General features: G+C 52.2%; 18 protein-coding genes and 1 tRNA gene. 12 read left to right on the top strand and 7 right to left on the bottom strand.

Annotated elements, in window-relative coordinates:
- Positions 1-21 precede the first annotated feature (21 nt).
- Positions 22-1,194 carry a glutamine-hydrolyzing carbamoyl-phosphate synthase small subunit gene (carA, locus tag BL107_RS07235; protein WP_232192824.1) on the bottom strand — a complete coding sequence of 391 codons (1,173 nt, stop codon included), beginning with the start codon at positions 1,192-1,194 and terminating at the stop codon, positions 22-24.
- A 7-nt stretch (positions 1,195-1,201) separates the two neighbouring features.
- Positions 1,202-2,257: an anthranilate phosphoribosyltransferase gene (trpD, locus tag BL107_RS07230; protein ID WP_009789648.1), complete on the bottom strand. Its 1,056-nt coding sequence runs from the start codon at positions 2,255-2,257 to the stop codon at positions 1,202-1,204.
- A 137-nt stretch (positions 2,258-2,394) separates the two neighbouring features.
- Here trpD and BL107_RS07225 point away from each other — a divergent pair, with 137 nt between their 5' ends.
- The 8 genes from BL107_RS07225 to BL107_RS07195 all read left to right on the top strand — a co-directional run bounded on the left by BL107_RS07225 (position 2,395) and on the right by BL107_RS07195 (position 9,025).
- Positions 2,395-4,158: an ABC transporter ATP-binding protein gene (locus tag BL107_RS07225; RefSeq protein ID WP_037988867.1), complete on the top strand. Its 1,764-nt coding sequence runs from the start codon at positions 2,395-2,397 to the stop codon at positions 4,156-4,158.
- Positions 4,159-4,225: 67 nt separating this feature from the next.
- Positions 4,226-4,489 carry a hypothetical protein gene (locus BL107_RS07220; protein WP_009789646.1) on the top strand — a complete coding sequence of 88 codons (264 nt, stop codon included), beginning with the start codon at positions 4,226-4,228 and terminating at the stop codon, positions 4,487-4,489.
- Positions 4,490-4,513: 24 nt separating this feature from the next.
- The gene (msrA, locus tag BL107_RS07215; protein WP_037988268.1) at positions 4,514-5,227 is read left to right on the top strand and encodes a peptide-methionine (S)-S-oxide reductase MsrA; all 714 of its coding nucleotides are present in this window, start codon (positions 4,514-4,516) and stop codon (positions 5,225-5,227) included.
- An 8-nt stretch (positions 5,228-5,235) separates the two neighbouring features.
- Positions 5,236-5,400: a hypothetical protein gene (locus BL107_RS12630; protein WP_009789644.1), complete on the top strand. Its 165-nt coding sequence runs from the start codon at positions 5,236-5,238 to the stop codon at positions 5,398-5,400.
- A gap of 67 nt (positions 5,401-5,467) precedes the next feature.
- Complete coding sequence (locus BL107_RS07210) at positions 5,468-5,806, top strand: hypothetical protein (protein WP_037988266.1); 339 nt, start codon at positions 5,468-5,470, stop codon at positions 5,804-5,806.
- A gap of 14 nt (positions 5,807-5,820) precedes the next feature.
- A tRNA-Pro gene (locus tag BL107_RS07205) sits at positions 5,821-5,894 on the top strand.
- A gap of 361 nt (positions 5,895-6,255) precedes the next feature.
- Positions 6,256-7,923, top strand: coding sequence for an iron uptake porin (locus BL107_RS07200; protein WP_009789642.1), 1,668 nt, complete (start codon positions 6,256-6,258; stop codon positions 7,921-7,923).
- 397 nt (positions 7,924-8,320) lie between these two features.
- The gene (locus BL107_RS07195; RefSeq protein WP_009789641.1) at positions 8,321-9,025 is read left to right on the top strand and encodes a response regulator transcription factor; all 705 of its coding nucleotides are present in this window, start codon (positions 8,321-8,323) and stop codon (positions 9,023-9,025) included.
- 42 nt (positions 9,026-9,067) lie between these two features.
- On the opposite strand, the gene BL107_RS07190 is transcribed toward BL107_RS07195, so the two are convergent.
- On the bottom strand, positions 9,068-9,694 hold the full coding sequence (locus tag BL107_RS07190) for a Crp/Fnr family transcriptional regulator (protein ID WP_037988264.1): 627 nt from the start codon (positions 9,692-9,694) through the stop codon (positions 9,068-9,070).
- Between the two features lie 323 nt (positions 9,695-10,017).
- On the opposite strand from BL107_RS07190, the gene BL107_RS07185 reads away from it, so the two are divergent.
- Entirely contained in the window at positions 10,018-11,043 is a 1,026-nt protein-coding gene (locus tag BL107_RS07185) for an ArsJ-associated glyceraldehyde-3-phosphate dehydrogenase (protein ID WP_037988262.1), read from the top strand.
- Positions 11,040-12,293, top strand: a complete 1,254-nt coding sequence (arsJ, locus tag BL107_RS07180; protein ID WP_009789637.1) for an organoarsenical effux MFS transporter ArsJ — start codon at positions 11,040-11,042, stop codon at positions 12,291-12,293. The genes BL107_RS07185 and arsJ overlap by 4 nt, the downstream gene beginning before the upstream one ends.
- Before the next feature lie 431 nt (positions 12,294-12,724).
- Here the strand turns inward: arsJ and pstS (BL107_RS07175) are convergent, their stop codons facing one another.
- The 4 genes from pstS (BL107_RS07175) to BL107_RS07160 form a co-directional block, all read right to left on the bottom strand.
- On the bottom strand, positions 12,725-13,699 hold the full coding sequence (pstS, locus tag BL107_RS07175) for a phosphate ABC transporter substrate-binding protein PstS (RefSeq protein WP_037988865.1): 975 nt from the start codon (positions 13,697-13,699) through the stop codon (positions 12,725-12,727).
- 333 nt (positions 13,700-14,032) lie between these two features.
- On the bottom strand, positions 14,033-15,010 hold the full coding sequence (gene pstS, locus BL107_RS07170) for a phosphate ABC transporter substrate-binding protein PstS (protein ID WP_009789634.1): 978 nt from the start codon (positions 15,008-15,010) through the stop codon (positions 14,033-14,035).
- Between the two features lie 91 nt (positions 15,011-15,101).
- On the bottom strand, positions 15,102-15,383 hold the full coding sequence (locus BL107_RS07165) for a hypothetical protein (RefSeq protein WP_009789633.1): 282 nt from the start codon (positions 15,381-15,383) through the stop codon (positions 15,102-15,104).
- 93 nt (positions 15,384-15,476) lie between these two features.
- Positions 15,477-16,334 (bottom strand): 3'-5' exonuclease, encoded by an 858-nt coding sequence (locus BL107_RS07160; RefSeq protein ID WP_009789632.1) that lies wholly within the window; start codon positions 16,332-16,334, stop codon positions 15,477-15,479.
- Between the two features lie 85 nt (positions 16,335-16,419).
- Between BL107_RS07160 and BL107_RS07155 the strand changes: the two genes are divergently transcribed.
- Entirely contained in the window at positions 16,420-16,875 is a 456-nt protein-coding gene (locus BL107_RS07155; RefSeq protein ID WP_009789631.1) for a peroxiredoxin, read from the top strand.
- Between the two features lie 3 nt (positions 16,876-16,878).
- Entirely contained in the window at positions 16,879-17,604 is a 726-nt protein-coding gene (locus BL107_RS07150) for a DUF1350 family protein (protein ID WP_009789630.1), read from the top strand.

Raw genomic sequence — 17,604 nt, 5'->3', positions numbered from 1 at the left:
TTGTAGTGATGGTGTCAGTGATCAACCACCCACTCGACGTCGTTCAGACATCAACGCCACGAATCGGGAAAAGTGATGGTCTGCATCGTGGGGCCCAGGGCTTGCCTCTGGGTGGTATTGAACGCCAAAGATGGGTTTCTCACGGTGGGCGATGGCCGCGACGGTTCGATCGTTGAGATTGAAATGGGTGACATCGATCTGATCCGACGCAAGGGAATTCGCATCGAGAGCGAACCCGTGATTTTGGCTGGTGATCTCCACCTGACCCGTGGTCCCGCAGGGATGGTTCAAACCGCGATGGCCATAGGCGAGCTTGAATGTGGAGCCCCCCAAGGCCAAACCAAGGATCTGGTGCCCCAGGCAGATTCCAAACACTGGAAGATTTTCTTCCTGTAGAAGATCCTTAGCCAGGGCAATGCCTTGGGTCACAGCGGCTGGATCACCCGGACCATTGGAGAGAAAAACACCATCGGGCTGGTGGGAACGAACCGTGGCGACATCGCTATTCGCTGGCAGCACCGTGAGCTCGCAACCGTGGGCCACTAGACGATCCAAAATGGCGCGCTTAATCCCAAAATCGATCGCCACCACGTGGAATGGTCGATTGGGATTGTTGTGTAGGCGCTGATCAAAATCGACGCGGCAAGCCTTGGTCCAGCGATAGGACTCTTTTGTCGACACACGACTGGCCAGATTCAATCCCTCCATCAAAGGAGCGGCCCGCAGTTCTTCAAGCAGCGCAGCCGGGCTGCGGCCATCACTGCAAATCACACCGTTCATTGCACCGCAATCACGGAGATGGCGAACAAGGGCGCGCGTATCGACGCCACAAATACCCACTAGTTGATGGTCATCCATCCAGGATTCAAGGGAAGCCTGGCCACGCCAATTGCTGAAATTAGGTGCTAGTTGCCGGGCGATAACCCCACGAGCATGAGGAGAGTCAGCCTCCTGATCATCGGCATTCACACCGGTATTACCCAGCTCGGGATAGGTGAACGTCACCAGCTGACCTTCATAGGAGGGGTCGGTCAAGACCTCCTGGTAGCCGGTCATCCCGGTAGTAAAAACAACCTCTCCAACCGCTGTTCCGCGGTGTCCAAAACCGATGCCACTCAGAACCGTGCCATCGGCGAGAACGAGGTGCGCTTCGCCGGACGGGGAACCAGGCATTGGGACCGAAGACAGGGTCATCTTGCTTTCATTGTCCATTTTCATGGGACAAGACCCGTTGAAGGCCTTGAAGTTTTTGCCAAGGCAGACCCTCGCGGAGAGTGTCTGACGCCCGTCGAGCGGCTGTTTTCAGATCGAGTTCAACACCAGCAACCCAGAGAACCAAGGCCGTGTTGAAGGCCACAACATCCATTTGGGCAACGGTGGCCTGGCCCTTCAGGACGTTCTCAAGAATGCGCTGATTGTCTGCCAAATCACCACCACGCAATGCCTCGAGCGGTGCAGCGGCCAGCCCTAAATCGTCGGGTGAGACCAAGCGTGTTGCAATCGGTTGCCCTGCTTCGATCATGCGTAGTTCGTTCGCACCTGCCAGGGAGGCTTCGTCCAAACCGCCAGCGCCATGCACCACAACGGCACGATCTAACCGCAGTTGGTGGAGGGCTCCAGCCATGGGATCGAGTAGATCAGCTCGCGCAACTCCAAGCACTTGGGCCTGAGGTTGTAGAGGGTTCACCAGTGGGCCCAACAGGTTGAACACGGTGCGAACGCCAAGACTGCGACGTAGGGGAGCCAGGTTCACCAGGGCTGGATGCCACGCCGGTGCAAATAAAAAGGTGACTCCCGTTGTGGAGATGGCATCCACAACGGAGGTGAGAGGTGCTTTGAGGTTGAGGCCTAACCCTTCCAACACATCTGCTGAGCCCACTTTGCCGCTCGCACTGCGATTGCCATGCTTGGCCACATTCACACCAAGGGCGGCAGCCGTGAACGCCACGGCCGTGGAGATGTTGAAGGTGTCAGCACCGTCTCCGCCGGTGCCACACGTATCCACCATCGCTAAATCGGGGCGGTCGCAGGGTAGTGGGCAAGCCCCACGCAACACAGAGGCCATGGCGGCCAGTTCATCGGCCACTATCCCTTTGGCACGCAAACCGGCGAGGAAGGCACCTGTTTGAACAGGTGATAACTCCTCCGCCAACCACGCTTGCATCAACGACGCCGCCGCAGTCGCCGATAGATCCTGCCCCTGCAGGAGCTGCTCAAGACGCTGGGGCCAAGAAATCGTGGAGGGCAGTTCAGCCATGACAGCCAGAAAAAAAGCCCGGGTGCGATGCACGCCGGGCCAGGTGATGGGGACACTTCCACTATTACCAATCAGCCGGTGGCTTGCCAGGGTTGCTTCGGCAAATGCCTAGGTTGTTCAACCAAACGGACCTCCGCATGGCCGCATTCCGTCTTGATCTGATCGGCCGTTATTTACGACCCCATCGAAAAACGGTGGTGATCGGAGCCATCGCGCTCGTTCTGGTCAATTTCCTCAGAGTCACCATTCCGCTTGAGGTTCGTAACGTCGTTGACGAGTTACAGCAGGGGTTTTCATACACAGGAATCCTTCGGCAAGCGGGTTGGATCGTGGTGCTCACCAGCACGATGGCGGTGATTCGATTGATCTCACGCCAGCTGGTGTTTGGGATTGGTCGCCAGGTGGAAGTGGATCTCCGACAACGTTTGTTTGAACACATGTTGCGGCAGGAGCCGAACTGGGTTCAAACCACCGGTAGCGGCGAAGTGATCAGCCGGGCCACCAGCGATGTTGAAAACATTCGCCGATTGCTTGGATTCGCCATTCTCAGCCTCACCAACACGCTTTTGGCTTACGCCATGACATTGCCGGCGATGCTGGCGATTGATCCAAAACTCACCCTGGCTGCTGTAGGGCTTTACCCCCTGATGCTTGGCACGGTGCGCTTGTTTGGTGGTCGGATGATGCGCCAACAGCGGGCTCAACAACAAGAACTTGCGGGGTTAAGCAACCTGATTCAGGAGGATTTATCCGGGATCGGTGCGATCAAAATTTATGGACAAGAAGCATCAGAACAGGATGCATTTTCGGGGCGAAACCGGCGCTATCGCGACAGTGCGATCCGCCTCGCACGGACCCGCAGCACACTCTTCCCGCTGCTGGAGGGAATCTCATCGATTTCGCTGCTGCTGCTGCTCGCCATCGGTAGCGGCCAACTCGAGTCAGGAACGCTCAGCATTGGCGGTTTGGTGGCTCTGATCATTTATGTGGAGCAATTGGTCTTCCCCACAGCGCTGTTGGGATTCACGCTCAACACCTTTCAAACCGGACAAGTGAGTCTTGAACGCGTGGAAGAACTTCTCCAACGCGAACCAGCGATCCAGGATCGAACCTCCACAATTTCTATTACCAAGCAGGAGCATGAGCCCCGCGGCCGATTCGAAGCTCGCAATCTCAGAGTTCGCTACGACGGGGCTGATCGCGACACCCTCAACGGACTGACGTTCACGATCGAACCCGGCGAGTTGGTGGCGGTGGTTGGCGCTGTTGGCTGTGGGAAGACAACCCTGGCCAGGGCCTTCGGACGGATGGTGCCTGTGGCGGAAGGAGAACTCTTCCTCGATGGAGTCGACATCACCGATCTCGCCCTACAGGAGCTACGCCACGACGTGGCCATCGTTCCCCAAGAGGGATTTCTGTTCACGAGCACCCTGGCGGACAACCTCCGTTACGGGGAGCCGGAGGCCGACACGGCTCAAGTGGAAACGGCAGCAACTCAAGCACGATTGGCTGACGACATCAAAGGCTTCCCCGACGGCTACAAGACGATCGTGGGAGAACGGGGAATCACGTTGAGTGGAGGGCAACGCCAACGCACGGCCCTCGGTCGCGCCCTCCTGGTGGATGCCCCAGTTCTGGTGCTGGATGATGCCCTCGCCAGCGTGGACAACAACACGGCCGCAGCGATTCTCGACTCCATTCGTGCGCAAGATGGGCGCACAATTGTGATGATCAGTCACCAACTCTCAGCAGCAGCTGCTTGCGATCGGATTCTGGTGATGGACAACGGTCAAATCGTTCAACAAGGACACCACAACGAGCTGATTCAGATCGCTGGTGTCTATCGCCGTCTTTGGGAACGAGAGCAAGCAGTGGAAGAGCTCGACGCGATGGCTTCTTAAAGAAGTAGGACACGGGCCGGCCAAATACGCCGTTCGGGGCTTAGCTAATGCAAGGCGACTGAATGTGATGACAGCCGGATCCCCCCTCGCGATGCGCTGCACGCTCTCCTTCGGAGACATCTACGGCCAAGTTTTGGCATGGATGGTGGTGATCTTTGTCAGCCTTGCTGCCGGATTGGCGCTGATGGGTTCATCACGTCCCTTATTTGCATTGGTGGGTGTTGGTTTGATCCTTGTGCTCAGCCTTCCCTTTTTACTGTTTGCCTTTGTGACCACCCTGCTGAACCACATTCAGCTGGAGCCAGTCACCGAAAACGAAGGAGCTGCTTAGGCTCAGCTCCACGATTGAATCACCATGCTTCCCTCTTGGCTGTCTTCTGGTGGCAGTGACGAGCAACAAAAGGCTGCCATCCACGCGGTGTTGGGGACAGCTCTACGGGCTCCATTAATGGATGACCAAGAAGAAGCGGTGTTTGCCTGTGGATGTTTTTGGGGAGCCGAAAAGGGCTTTTGGCGCTTACCAGGTGTGGTGAGTACTGCCGTGGGCTATGCCGGCGGAACCGTTGAGAATCCTTCCTACAACCAGGTGTGTTCAGGTCGGACTGGCCACACGGAAGTCGTCCGGGTGGTTTGGAGCACGCCAGCGATCGATTTCAGCGATCTTTTGAAATTGTTTTGGGAATGCCATGACCCAACCCAAGGCAACCGCCAGGGCAACGACACGGGCAGCCAATACCGCTCAGCGATTTACACCACAACAGAGCAGCAATTGCTCCTCGCCAATGCGAGCAAAGAGGCTTACCAAGGTGAATTGAACCAGCGTGGTTTCGGACCGATCACCACCGAAATCTTGGCGGATCAACAGTTTTTCTTTGCCGAGGAGTACCACCAGCAGTACCTCGCCAAACCAGGCAGCCGCCCCTATTGCTCAGCCATGCCGACCCAGGCATTGCTAGCGGATTTTTCTGGCGCCACCTACAAACTTCCAAACAAAGTTTGGGAGAACTACGACTGGAGCATTCAGCACTGCGTTCTTCGCGGCGACAACAGCCCAATCCCGAAGCACTAACGCAACAAATGCCCAATCAATTGACCGATCGCCAAGTTTTGGCTGCCATTGCACTCACATTGGTTGTGGTGATTGGCTTGGTTCTAATGAGTGTGAAGCCAGAACAAGAGCGAGAGCCTGGTTTGCTCTGGAGAGACCAACCCGACCAACCGACGAAGTCGTTGGCCATCTGAATCAATCGGGGGGCAAATTGATGCAGCGATGCCATCGTGGAATAACTAGAGCGCCTCGAACAACCCAGTGAGTGCGCAACGACCTGATCAATCAGAGCAACGGCGCCTGCATCCACTTCCGAGGGGATTGGTTGAGCTGTACGGACTCATTGCTGTTCTGGTTGTGCTGATTCCTGAGTGGATCGCCGACGGAACCATCAACTTGGGGCAAATCAATGGGGTCGATTCGCTACCGATGCGAGCTCGGGCCTGGCGGACCTTGCCAGAACTTCGATTGGCTTCAATGAGCCTCAGCGAGATGCGCAACTTGGCGCGCGAGATGCGTCTTTTGCACTACGCCATGGACACCCGGTCTCGGCTCAACGCTCGGCTTCTACGACGACTCAGACGCCGGAATGCACTGTGATAGCTTTGGTTTGACGGGGCGTGGCGCAGCTTGGTAGCGCACTACTTTGGGGTAGTAGGGGTCGTGGGTTCAAATCCCGCCGCTCCGATTTTTTGAATCGACCGTCAAAACCTCAACAAGAAGCCACCTTCCAGCAATGGGGTGGCTTTTTATTTGGCTAATCAAACAACCCAGCGCTCGTATCAGTTTTTAGGCAGCTCAAAAAATCAGTAAGCGTCAATCAAAGACTTCGAAACTTACAAAAATCAAACCTGAGGCCTCAACAAAATGAAACCCCCGGAAGAATATTAAGCAGCGAATAAGGCTTGGTTAAGAGCAATTTAAGCGATCAATATACCTGGGCTATTTTCCATCCGCAGGTGACATAGAACACTTAATTGGAACATTTTTATGTATAAAATGAGTCGGGTTTGACAATCAAATCCGCTTCCTGTGTGAGGAACTATTCAATGAAGCTTTTCCAGCAAATGCTGGTGGCTCCTGCCACCCTGGGCCTTCTGGCCTCCGGCGCCAATGCCGCCGAGCTCAACATCAACGGCGTTTCTGACTACGCGGCTTCTGCCGATCAAGTCACCAGCGTTACCCAATTCTCCGACGTTTACCCAACTGACTGGGCCTATCAGGCGCTCAGCAACTTGGTTGAGCAGTACGGCTGCGTCGCTGGTTACCCCAACGGCACCTTCCGCGGCAACCGGGCGATGACCCGTTACGAGGCTGCAGCACTGCTGAACGCATGTCTCGACCGCATCACTGAAGTCACCGACGAACTGCGTCGCCTTCTTGAAGAATTCGAAACCGAGCTCGCCATCCTCCGCGGACGCGTTGACGGCCTCGAAGCTCGTGTTGGCGAACTGGAAGCAACCCAGTTCTCCACCACCACCAAGCTCAAGGCAAAATCTGTCTGGGTCATGGGTGGCACGCAAGCCACGGGAGACAATTACAAAGCAGAGAGCAAAAAATCGGAAGGTCAGCGGTCGGCCTACAACGCTGAGTACGGAGCTTTCTCCCTCAGCTACGACCTGCGCCTTGGCCTGAAGACCTCCTTCACTGGCAAGGATCTGCTGTACACCCGCATGCGCGCGGGCAACATGGGCGACGACAGTGTTTGGGACGGCAACGGCGTTGGCTTGAACAAGCTCGACACGGCAGCCCCCGGCGGCAACCTTGTTGAAATTGATCGTCTGTATTACCGCTTCCCACTCGGCGAAGGCTTCACGGTGCAGGCGGGTCCGTTAACTCGTAACACCGAGATGATGGGCTACAAGGCGACGGCCTACGCCAAAGGCGGTCAGAAGGTCTTGGACTTCTTCGGAGGATCCTTGGGTGTCCCTGGCGTTTGGAACAAAGAGACCGGCGGCGGCTTCGGTCTGATGTATTCCAACAAGAAGAATGTCGACAAAGGCGACGCCTACTTCACCGTCGCAGCGAACTACGTTGCTGACTCAGGCGAAGCGAATGACAGCAACCCCAACGCGGGCGGCTTCATGACCGACAACTCCGAGGGCAACATCACCTCACAACTTGCCTATGGCAACAAGCAGTGGGGTCTGGCAGCCGGTTACCGCTATGGGCAGTGTGGAGCCAAGTTCCGCACCGGCACTGAGTATGCGTCTTCCGGCAAGTGGGGCACGCCCTGCACCGTCACCAACAAAAACGGTGAGGACGTTCGTACGAATGCAGACAGCCACAGCTGGTCTTTGAATGCCTTCTGGCGTCCTGAAGACTCTGGTTGGATGCCTTCAGTCAGTGCAGGCGTGGGTGCGTCTTACTTGAACGGCAACTCGGCCTGGGAAAACAACACCAGCAAGCGCGAGATGGCGAGCTGGATGGTGGGCCTTACCTGGAACGATGTGTTCATGGAAGGGAACGCCCTTGGCGCCGCAGTTGGTCAACCTCAGTTCGTGACTGAAGTCGACAACAATGGCGGTGACAACCTCGACGATTCGAACTACGCGATGGAGCTTTGGTACAAGTTCCAAGTCACCGATAACATCTCTGTGACGCCCGCGGTGTATTGGTTGTCTCGCCCCTATGGCGACGACACCCAGAACTTCAAAGGGAACGACAAGTCCCTGGGAGTTTTCGGTGGCTTAATTCAAACCACCTTCAAGTTCTGATTCGAGAAGCATCCGCTTCAGTTCAGACGATTGACCAAAGCGCCCTACGGGGCGCTTTTTTTATCAACTCAAACAACACGTAATGGCAACAAGATACTCAATGAACCAATTCAATCGAAATGGAAATCACGATCGACAGACAGTCAATCGACAAGAGGCCACGATTCAAAAAAACGATCAATTTGACTATTAAATAGTAACAATGTGGAAGGGGTAAGAGTCAATGATTTCATTCATTGATCAAGACAACATCATTGGCAGATCAAGATCCACAAAACAAGCATTCATCGAGAGGTTAAGCGTGGGTTAAGCAACTCCTAAGCAAGAATGGGCGGCTAAAGTAAACGAGCAGATCATTTCACTCCCTAGTGAAATTCCTAGCGATGGCCCAATCAGCATGACCACGAACTTTTTCGACATTTCTGATAATCCTCGCGTACTGGTCCTGGAACAAAACAACGCAACACAAGATTCACTGTGCGACGTACTTAACGATGAAGGCTTTATAACCACAGCTGCGAATGCTAAAAATGCTAGAGATTTATTAAAACAAGACGCTTATGAGCTAATCATTTTAGATCGAAAAACAAAAGGACTGAACTGCTTCGATCTATGCAGGGAGCTTAGGATGAATAATATTCAATCCATCATTCTTATTATCAATGATGAGAATGTAGAGTCCGATTGCGTTTTAGGCCTTGAGGTGGGAGCCGACGACTATCTCGTTAAGCCATTTGGCAATCGGGAATTCGTTGCACGCTGTCGAGCCATGTTGCGCAGACACCCCTTGAGTCGATCCTTACTGGACAAATTTGAATGCTGCGATCTGGAACTTATTCCTGAGGAATGTAGGGCTACCAGAGGTGGTAAAGACCTCAAACTGTCACCCAAAGAATATAAGCTCTTGGAATTATTTATTCAGAATCCTAAACGAGTTTGGAGCAGGGATGATTTAATTGACCAAATCTGGGGAGTTGATTACATTGGCGACAGAAAAACAGTCGACGTACATATTCGCTGGTTACGTGAAAAGATTGAAGCCAATCCTTCAGATCCGACCAAGTTATCAACGGTACGGGGATTTGGATATCGCTTTTGCTAACCAAAGCTGACAATTAATTCATCAGACGCCAACAAAAAATCATTAAAATTTTCTTTTGGGTAAATGTTTCACAATAATTCTTTGGTCTTTATCGTGTAGCAACCAACCCTGATCTTTGAGAATACCCATCACCCTCGTCACTGTCACGCGAGTGGTGCTAAGAGCATTAGCAATTTCCTGATGCGTGATTCGAAGCGTCAGCAGGAGTCCCTGGTCACAGGGTTGGCCGTAATCTTGAACAAGCAATTCAAGAAGACCACAAACACGATTTTGTACTCCCCGCAGACCCAACAGGGCAATAAAAGATTCTGATTGACGGTACCGATTGATCAGACAATGCATCAAGTTGGCACTCAAATGAGGAGTCGATGTAATTTCGTCCATTGATATGCACAACAGATCGCAATCGCTCAAGGTCTTGGACTCACAAAGTTCGAGATCTGTGAATGGTTCGCCAAAGCACTGATTAGGACCCAATATCCCAAGCAGAGTGTCTTCACCCTGCTCATTGAGACAACTCAACTTGATCATTCCTCGGACAACGATCCAAACATGATCAGGCAACAAAGGGATTGAGGAACCAGCTATAAAATGGACAATATTTCGACGTTGATAACTATTTTCTAAATCGCCAAGAAAGTCATTCGCGCTGTTTGGAGTGAAAACCATACAAAAGCTCCTGAGCTGCACTGAAGCTAGGCAACATGATGCGTTCACGGACTAAGGGCAAGCAATCATCGGGTTAAGAACCTAAGAGCTATCCACCGCACAAAACCTCCTGATCCAAGCAGAAGACATCAAAAGATTCTCTTATCTATAAGGTCTAAATCAGTTGTGTCAAGGACATTCTTTTTGCAGTTCTAACGTAGAAGCAAAAAACTAGAGGATCAATCTGGTGATGAAGCCATAACAGTTCCAAAACCTTAACCCAACCTGAACTAAACACAGCAGGAGTTTGAGTTTTAATAGAACGATTCGTAGTTTTAGATTCGATGCGGGTTGGCATTAATGGTTTTGGTCGAATAGGGCGTCTCGTCTTTCGCGCTCTTTGGGGTCGTCCAGGCATCGAAATCGTACATGTCAATGAATGCGCCGGTGATGCTGCTGCAGCGGCTCACCTTCTTGTATTTGATTCTGTTCATGGACGTTGGACACCATCCACTGAAGCGAACACAAAAGGTTTTTTAGTCGAAAACCAACTGGTGAGTTATAGCTGTGAAAGTGATCCAACTGTTGCTCCCTGGTGTGAGACAGGAGTTGAGATGCTGCTGGAGTGCAGCGGACAATTTAAAAAACCAGAAATACTCGAATCAATCTTTGAGAAAGCAAAACTAAAACAGATTGTGGTGGCCTGCCCGGTGAAGGGACATATCAACGATATAGAGATCTTAAATATTGTTTATGGTGTGAATCATCATCACTATGACCCGGGTTATCACCGCGTGATCACAGCTGCATCCTGTACAACCAACTGTCTAGCCCCAGTAGTGAAAGTCGTTCACGAAAAATTTCGAATAAAACATGGCTCGATTACAACTCTGCATGATGTGACGAATACGCAGGTTGTCGTGGATGGATTTCATAAAGACCTACGGCGATCCCGTTCCTGCATGCAGAGCTTGATCCCAACAACCACCGGATCGGCAAAAGCGATCAGCATGATCTTTCCTGAATTAGAAGGAAAGCTCAATGGCCATGCGGTCAGGGTTCCTCTTCTCAATGCCTCCTTAACGGATGCGGTGTTTGAACTCGAGCAAGAGGTCACGGTGCAGGAGGTGAATATTGCCTTCGAAGCTGCTGCCAATGGAGAACTCCATGGAATCCTTGGATACGAAACACGTCCGTTGGTGTCGGTGGACTACGTCAACGACAGTCGCAGCGGCATCATTGATGCTCTTTCCACGATGGTGGTGAACAAGACACAAATTAAGGTTTATGCCTGGTACGACAACGAGTGGGGATATAGCTCCCGCATGGCCGATCTTGCCTGTCATGTTGCCGAAAATCTAGGATCATGAATTTATCCCCGTTAAAGCAATATGGCATCGTCACAACAAATTATTGGGCATTCACGCTCACGGATGGAGCCATGCGCATGCTGGTGCTGTTCCACTTCCATGCCCTCGGCTACTCGACACTGGAGATTGCTTTTTTATTCTTATTTTACGAATTTTTTGGTGTTGTTACCAACCTATATGGCGGATTAATTGGTGCTCGATATGGATTACGCCTAACCCTATGGGTTGGAACATGTCTTCAGATTCTGGCATTGTTGATGCTAATGCCAGTGTCTAGTAGTTGGCCCAAAGTATTAAGTGTGGTCTACGTGATGATAGCTCAGGCCATCAGTGGTATCGCAAAAGATCTCAACAAAATGAGTGCAAAGAGTGCTATCAAAACTGTTATTTCCGAAACCCCAGAGAATCTTCAAGTTGGAGAGAAAAGATTGTTTAAATGGGTTGCGATCCTCACTGGGTCAAAGAATGCCCTAAAGGGAGTCGGTTTTTTTCTTGGTGGCTTACTTCTCATGTCGATGGGATTCAATTCGGCCATGGGGTGGATGGCAGCCGGCTTGGCAATGGCATTAATCCCCACGCTGGTTCTCCCGGGGCAGATGGGCAAAATGAAAGTCAAGCCTGCATTGTCATCAATCCTGTCTAAGTCTCAAGGAATCAATGTTCTCTCCTTGGCACGTTTCTTCCTGTTCGGAGCTAGGGACGTGTGGTTTGTGGTTGCATTACCGGTGTTTTTGGAGGAAGCGCTGGGCTGGAACTTCTCGGAAATCGGCGGATTCCTGGGGCTTTGGGTTGTTGGGTACGGGATCGTCCAAGCATCAGCACCGGCCTTGCGACGATTCTGGGGACAATCCCAATCTCCTGGTGCCTCTGCCCTGCAATTCTGGAATGGCTTATTAACAGCAGTGCCGGCTCTTTTAGCTGTTGCGCTATGGCGCGAGGTGGATGTATCGATTGCAATTACCGCTGGTTTAGCTCTGTTTGGAGTGGTGTTTGCCATGAACTCTTCGATCCACTCGTATATGGTTCTTGCCTACACAGATTCCGAAAGCGTAAGCCTGAACGTCGGTTTTTATTACATGGCCAACGCATCTGGACGATTAATAGGAACGTTACTGTCGGGAGCTATTTTTCTTCTTGGAGGAATGCAAGCCTGTTTGTGGACGTCTTGTTTACTGGTGGGGTTAGCTTGGCTTACCAGCCTTCGCTTACCACCAACGTTGAGATCATCGTCTTTATTGCCAATTAATTAATCGTTCTAAGATAACACCCTTTGAATTGATATAGCAAATCAAATCAGCCTTGATCAGGAGGCATTATTGGCCAGTTAACAAGAAAAATTCCCAAATTTTTCACGCTTAAGAAGTCAAAATGCCGATATCTATTGATCAACTAACCTCAACTTCCCATCAAAGATGGATGAATCATTACAATTGCAATGGGCTATTTCTTGGCGCAGACATCTGTTGACAAGCTGACAGCGACCAGATGACACGTTATTGGCAGAATCTCTAGTGGCATCGCAATGGCTACTAGAAACTTCAATGCTTTTGGCAACAACAAAAAGCCCTACGCACAGTGGACGCAGGGCTCTTGTTAGTGTTTGCTTTAGAAGAAGATTAACTGTCGACTAAAAACGATACAGAAATAAAAAAAGCATTTTTCAAAGCCTTCTTTATTTCAATTATTTACCAATCTTGTTAACAGCAGCTTTAGAAGCCTTCAAGATATCTCCCTTCAGGGGGACAAATCCCAGATCAGGAGCTATGGCCTGTGCTTTAGAGCTCAGCATGTAATTGAAGGCATCTTTCACAACCTTGGCATTAGCACCATTGCCAGTTTTATAGGCCAAGGCCCATGTCAAGGTTGAGATCGGATAGGCACCCTTTGCAGAAGGATTGGGATTTTTTCCTGCTAAATCCTTATCCAGCGTAATCCCGTTCAAAGCACGAGCTCCTGCATCAACAGAGGGCTTCAGGAATTCACCAGACTTGTTTTGCAAAGCAGCTGCCTTGACATTTCCCTTGATGTAGGACTGGTTGACGTATCCAATGGCACCAACGCGATTCTGGATCACTCCAGCAACGCCAGAGTTACCTTTAGCGCCAACACCAGCTGGCCACTTCACAGATTTACCAGTACCAAGAGTCCATTCTGATGAAAAGGCCTCCATCGAATTGGTGAATGCTTTTGTGGTTCCGGAACCATCTGAACGATGGACCCAAACAAGAGTTCCAGGCTTACAGCCAAGTTCTTTCCAATTTCTGACCTTACCCATCGCCACGCTGACGGCTTGGGTTTGAGTCAGCTTTAAATCACAACCAGGCTTGTTGAAGCCAAAAGCAATCGTGCCACCCACCATTGGGATTTGGACAACACCACGGCCAACCTTACCCATATCTTTTTTCTTCATCGGATCATCCGATGCAGCAAAATTGACTGTTTGATCGATAAATGCCTTACGGCCTGAACCAGAGCCAACGGATTGATAATTCACTTGTGGCCCACCAGATCTCGCCAAATCAGCGAACCAACGCTGATAAATTTTGGCAGGGAATGATGCACCAGCACCGTTGATTCTTGGTGCTGCAGAAGCTGACATGCCTGCCCCAAGGGCGAGCAAAGAAGAAAGAACAAGAATCTTCCTAGAGACGCTCATGAGAAAATGATGCGAAAAACGCAATTGCGCTTCTTAATAATGCTTGATCCAATAACATTGAAGATCAAGGCACAAAGAAGATGTGTTTAAGGCTTGATTAAGAAAACCGTCGAGCAAGACATCTGTATCTAGAAAATAAAGGTCTTCGGCAATTCATAACAAAGCCGGAAATAGCAGAGGTAAAATAGACTCTTCAGAAAGGCTACGATGAATTAATCAATAATCTATCTTTCTGGATGCAGGGATTAAATCTATAAAAACATTCATTATGAGTACAAGTTGCACCAAATCGAACACCTCAGTTCGTGAGGACTAGTCTTACTTCCTAAGAAGCTATTCACTAATCTTGTTCACGGCAGCCCTAGAAGCCTTCAAGATATCCCCCTTAAGAGGAACAAATCCAAGGGAAGGCGCCTTGTCTTGGGAACCATCAGACAACATGTAATTCAGTACATCTTTAACAGCCGATGTTTTATCACCGTTGCCTGTTTCATAGGCCAATACCCATGTGAGGGTCGCGATTGGATAGGCACCTTCTTTGGTTGGGTTTGGATTTTTACCGGCGAGGTATTGATCGAGTTGAATGCCATTCAAGGCAATCGCCCCAGACTCCACAGAAGGCTTCAAAAACTCCCCTGATTTGTTCTGCACTGCAGCTGCCACCACATTGCCTTTGATAAACGACTGATTCACATATCCGATCGCCCCCTCACGGTTTTCAATCACACCTGCAACACCAGAATTTCCTTTGCCGCCGACCCCTACCGGCCATTGAACAGACTTACCCGTGCCGAGGGTCCACTCAGGCGAAAACGCTTCCATGGAATTCGTGAAGGCTTTGGTGGTGCCAGAACCATCCGATCGATGCACCCAAGTAATCGTTCCGGCTTCACAGCCAAGATCGCCCCAATCCTTGATCTTGCCGATGGCAACTTGAACAGCTTGCTGTTGCGTGAGCTTTAGATCACAACCGGGTTTGTTGTATCCGAATGCAATGGTTCCACCCACCATTGGAATTTGAACCACACCCTGTTCAACCTTTTCACGATCAACTGCCTTGATCGGATCATCCGATGCTGCGAAATCAACGGTTTGATCGATAAATGCCTTGCGGCCTGAACCAGAGCCAACCGCTTGATAGTTCACCTTGGACCCACCGGACTGGGCTAAACCGGCAAACCAGCTCTGATAAATCTTGGCGGGGAACGTTGCACCAGCTCCGTTCAGAGGTTTCGCGCCTTGGTTGCCACTGCATGCAGCCAGACCCACGCAACACGCGGCCAGCGAAACGCGAACCAGAACCCGATGCATAGCAGTCATGAATGACATCCAAGGCGTTGAACAGCAGCAGCAGCTTAATTAATGCAGTTGCATGCTCAGTTGTGGATTGACGAAGGAGCCGTCATTGTTGGCAGAAATCCGAGGTTGGGTCAGTCGCCACGGGTGTGAACCGTGTGGAGGTGGAGTAACAGTGCAGCCAACGGTTCACCCGTTGGCGATGCTCCGGGGGCACCTCTTCCAGCAACTGGGATAACTCGAGGGCTCCAATCCGGCGCAGGGCACGGACGTCGACATGCCATAGCGCCTCTGCCTCACGAATCAGCCGAGCCCACGTCCGCACCTGCTGCCAGTGACGCAACCTTGAACGGAGCGGCCGTTGCTGATGGTGCCGGAAGCAGGTCATGCATTCAGATTGCTGGGGCTCGATTCAGTCGGCGCAAAACAACCCAGTCGCTTCGGAGTGATAAAGCAAATACGGAGGAGATTGGACGGAGGATCAAGTTTTGCTGTCCCCGGCCTCCAGATCCACAGGCACAACGGGAAACGACAGCTCTTGGATCTCCCGCGCGCTCATCCGTCGAGCCCAGGCCCCTTTGATCGGGTCATTCCAGCGAAATCCCGCATCACGGGCGAGCTGGCGGTCGTCGTACGACACCTTGGCGCGCACCAATTGCCTGGGTTCTAAGCCTTGGAGCAAGAGCTGTTCCAGGTCGTCACAACGGGCAAACACTTCCGCCAGGTAAATGCAATCGGTGAGAGCCCGATGGGCCGCCCAAACGGGAACCCCGTAGGCCAACGCGAGATCACGCACCGAAGGCCGTGAACGCAATTGCCGATCCGCCGGCCAGCGCATGTCCTCCATGGAACACAACCAGGGCTGGGTCACCGCCGGTAACTCGCCTCGCCCAAACCATTGGCGGTCGAAGGCAGCATTGTGCGCCACCAAAACATCGGCCGCATCTAGAAGATTTTGAAACCAAAGAAGCGCTTCCTTCCACGGTTGCGAAAGACGGGTGACTGCTGCTGGGATCCGGTTAATCGGCTCTGCGGCATTGGTCTCGGCGGGCAACAAAAATGATTGCTGCGCCAAGACAGCCCTGGATTGCACATCAAACAAAATGGCGCCCACCTCGACGCAACAATGATTTTCAGGCTCTAAGCCGGTGGTTTCCGTATCGATGATCAACAGCGTCCTCGGGACGACGCTCGGTGGAGACGCTGCTCGGGTTTCGCTCTCCTCAGGTTGGCTGTCCTCAAGTGGAGGGCTTGGTACAGCTGCACGCGGTTTGGAGCTGGGTGCACTTGCGCGCACCGTGGGTTGCAATCCACCCAGCAGATCCAGTTGATCAGCCATCCCCAGAAAACCAGTCCCGACGTTGATTCTGGTGCCCGGTGGACAGCAAAAGCTGCCTAAGGTCGTTCACATCGCACAAACAACCATGGGCCTCGGCATCGGTGATCGCTTACCCAACTTCAGTGTTGAGGATCAAAACGGAGATCAACGCTCTTCCGAATCCGTGCAAGGCCGCTGGCTGGTGCTCTTTTTCTATCCCAAGGACGACACGCCAGGTTGCACGGCTGAGGCCTGTAGTTTCCGGGACAACAGCAGCAATTTTGCGGCGCTGAACGCCGAAATTTGGGGAGTCAGTGGAGACGATGCGGTGAGTCATCGTCGTTTTGCCGAACGCCACACCCTGTCGTTTCCTCTTTTGTGCGACCGGAACAACGCCCTCCGACGCCAGATGGGTGTGCCCAAGGCCTTAGGGATGCTGCCCGGACGCGTGACCTATGTGGTGGACCCAACGGGTGTGATTCGCCATACATTCAGCAATCTCCTGGACGGCCCTGCCCACGTCCGAGAAGCCGAACGCGTCCTCAAGGAATTGCAGTCCTGAGCGATGCAAAGTTGGCGACAGCAAGGAAGCATTTGGCAACTCCGACCGAAGCAGCCCCAGGGACTGATTGAGTTCATTGGTGGTAGCTACCTCGCGGCCACGCCGCAGGTGAGCTACCGACGCATCCTCGAGGATCTATGCGACGCAGGCCTAGCGATCCATGCTTGGGCCTATGTGCCTGGCTTTGATCACCAAAGCCAGGCGAAGAAGGCCTGGATGGCCTTCCGTCAGTCGCGGCGTCAATTAGAGGATCGCTGTGGAGTGCTCCCCGCTCCTCTGCGTCTGGGACACAGCCTTGGATGCAAGCTGCATCTCCTTGCCCCAGATGGAGGCCGTAGCAGCCATGGCCTGGTGGCCCTGAGCTTCAACAATTTCCAGGCAGATCGATCGATCCCGCTTCTTGGTGAACTTGCACCAAGGCTTGGGGTCGAAACGGAATTCAGTCCGAGCCCGCAGGAAACCCTACGGCTGATCACCCGTTACTACATCCAAGAGCGCAATCTCGTGGTGCGGTTCGGTCGCGATGAGCTCGACCAAAGCGATGACCTCCTTGAAGCTCTAAAAAAGCGCAGCACCGACAACACCGAAGCGTTGCAGTTGCCAGGCGATCACCTCACGCCGGCCAGTGCCGGACTACGCCGGAGCCTGCTTGGCGCATGGGCGGATGACCCAAAGCGGGTCGAGGTGATCCGCCGCCTTACGCAAACCATTGGCCAGTGGGCTGGTTAG

The organism is Synechococcus sp. BL107, assembly GCF_000153805.1.
Classification (GTDB): Bacteria; Cyanobacteriota; Cyanobacteriia; order PCC-6307; family Cyanobiaceae; genus Parasynechococcus.
The sequence above is the reverse complement of the archived record's forward strand: the minus strand, read 5'-3'. Positions and strand labels throughout refer to the sequence as shown.

Excerpts from the sequence above, each read along its gene's own strand:
- BL107_RS07185 (WP_037988262.1), top strand. The coding sequence starts at position 10,018 with ATGCGGGTTGGCATTAATGGTTTTGGTCGAATAGGGCGTCTCGTCTTT.
- BL107_RS07220 (WP_009789646.1), top strand. The coding sequence starts at position 4,226 with ATGACAGCCGGATCCCCCCTCGCGATGCGCTGCACGCTCTCCTTCGGA.
- BL107_RS07155 (WP_009789631.1), top strand. The coding sequence starts at position 16,420 with ATGGGCCTCGGCATCGGTGATCGCTTACCCAACTTCAGTGTTGAGGAT.
- BL107_RS07195 (WP_009789641.1), top strand. The coding sequence starts at position 8,321 with ATGACCACGAACTTTTTCGACATTTCTGATAATCCTCGCGTACTGGTC.
- BL107_RS07225 (WP_037988867.1), top strand. The coding sequence starts at position 2,395 with ATGGCCGCATTCCGTCTTGATCTGATCGGCCGTTATTTACGACCCCAT.
- msrA (WP_037988268.1), top strand. The coding sequence starts at position 4,514 with ATGCTTCCCTCTTGGCTGTCTTCTGGTGGCAGTGACGAGCAACAAAAG.
- BL107_RS07160 (WP_009789632.1), bottom strand. The coding sequence starts at position 16,334 with ATGGCTGATCAACTGGATCTGCTGGGTGGATTGCAACCCACGGTGCGC.
- trpD (WP_009789648.1), bottom strand. The coding sequence starts at position 2,257 with ATGGCTGAACTGCCCTCCACGATTTCTTGGCCCCAGCGTCTTGAGCAG.
- pstS (WP_037988865.1), bottom strand. The coding sequence starts at position 13,699 with ATGAGCGTCTCTAGGAAGATTCTTGTTCTTTCTTCTTTGCTCGCCCTT.
- BL107_RS07165 (WP_009789633.1), bottom strand. The coding sequence starts at position 15,383 with ATGACCTGCTTCCGGCACCATCAGCAACGGCCGCTCCGTTCAAGGTTG.
- carA (WP_232192824.1), bottom strand. The coding sequence starts at position 1,194 with ATGACCCTGTCTTCGGTCCCAATGCCTGGTTCCCCGTCCGGCGAAGCG.
- pstS (WP_009789634.1), bottom strand. The coding sequence starts at position 15,010 with ATGCATCGGGTTCTGGTTCGCGTTTCGCTGGCCGCGTGTTGCGTGGGT.
- BL107_RS12630 (WP_009789644.1), top strand. The coding sequence starts at position 5,236 with ATGCCCAATCAATTGACCGATCGCCAAGTTTTGGCTGCCATTGCACTC.
- arsJ (WP_009789637.1), top strand. The coding sequence starts at position 11,040 with ATGAATTTATCCCCGTTAAAGCAATATGGCATCGTCACAACAAATTAT.
- BL107_RS07190 (WP_037988264.1), bottom strand. The coding sequence starts at position 9,694 with ATGGTTTTCACTCCAAACAGCGCGAATGACTTTCTTGGCGATTTAGAA.
- BL107_RS07150 (WP_009789630.1), top strand. The coding sequence starts at position 16,879 with ATGCAAAGTTGGCGACAGCAAGGAAGCATTTGGCAACTCCGACCGAAG.
- BL107_RS07200 (WP_009789642.1), top strand. The coding sequence starts at position 6,256 with ATGAAGCTTTTCCAGCAAATGCTGGTGGCTCCTGCCACCCTGGGCCTT.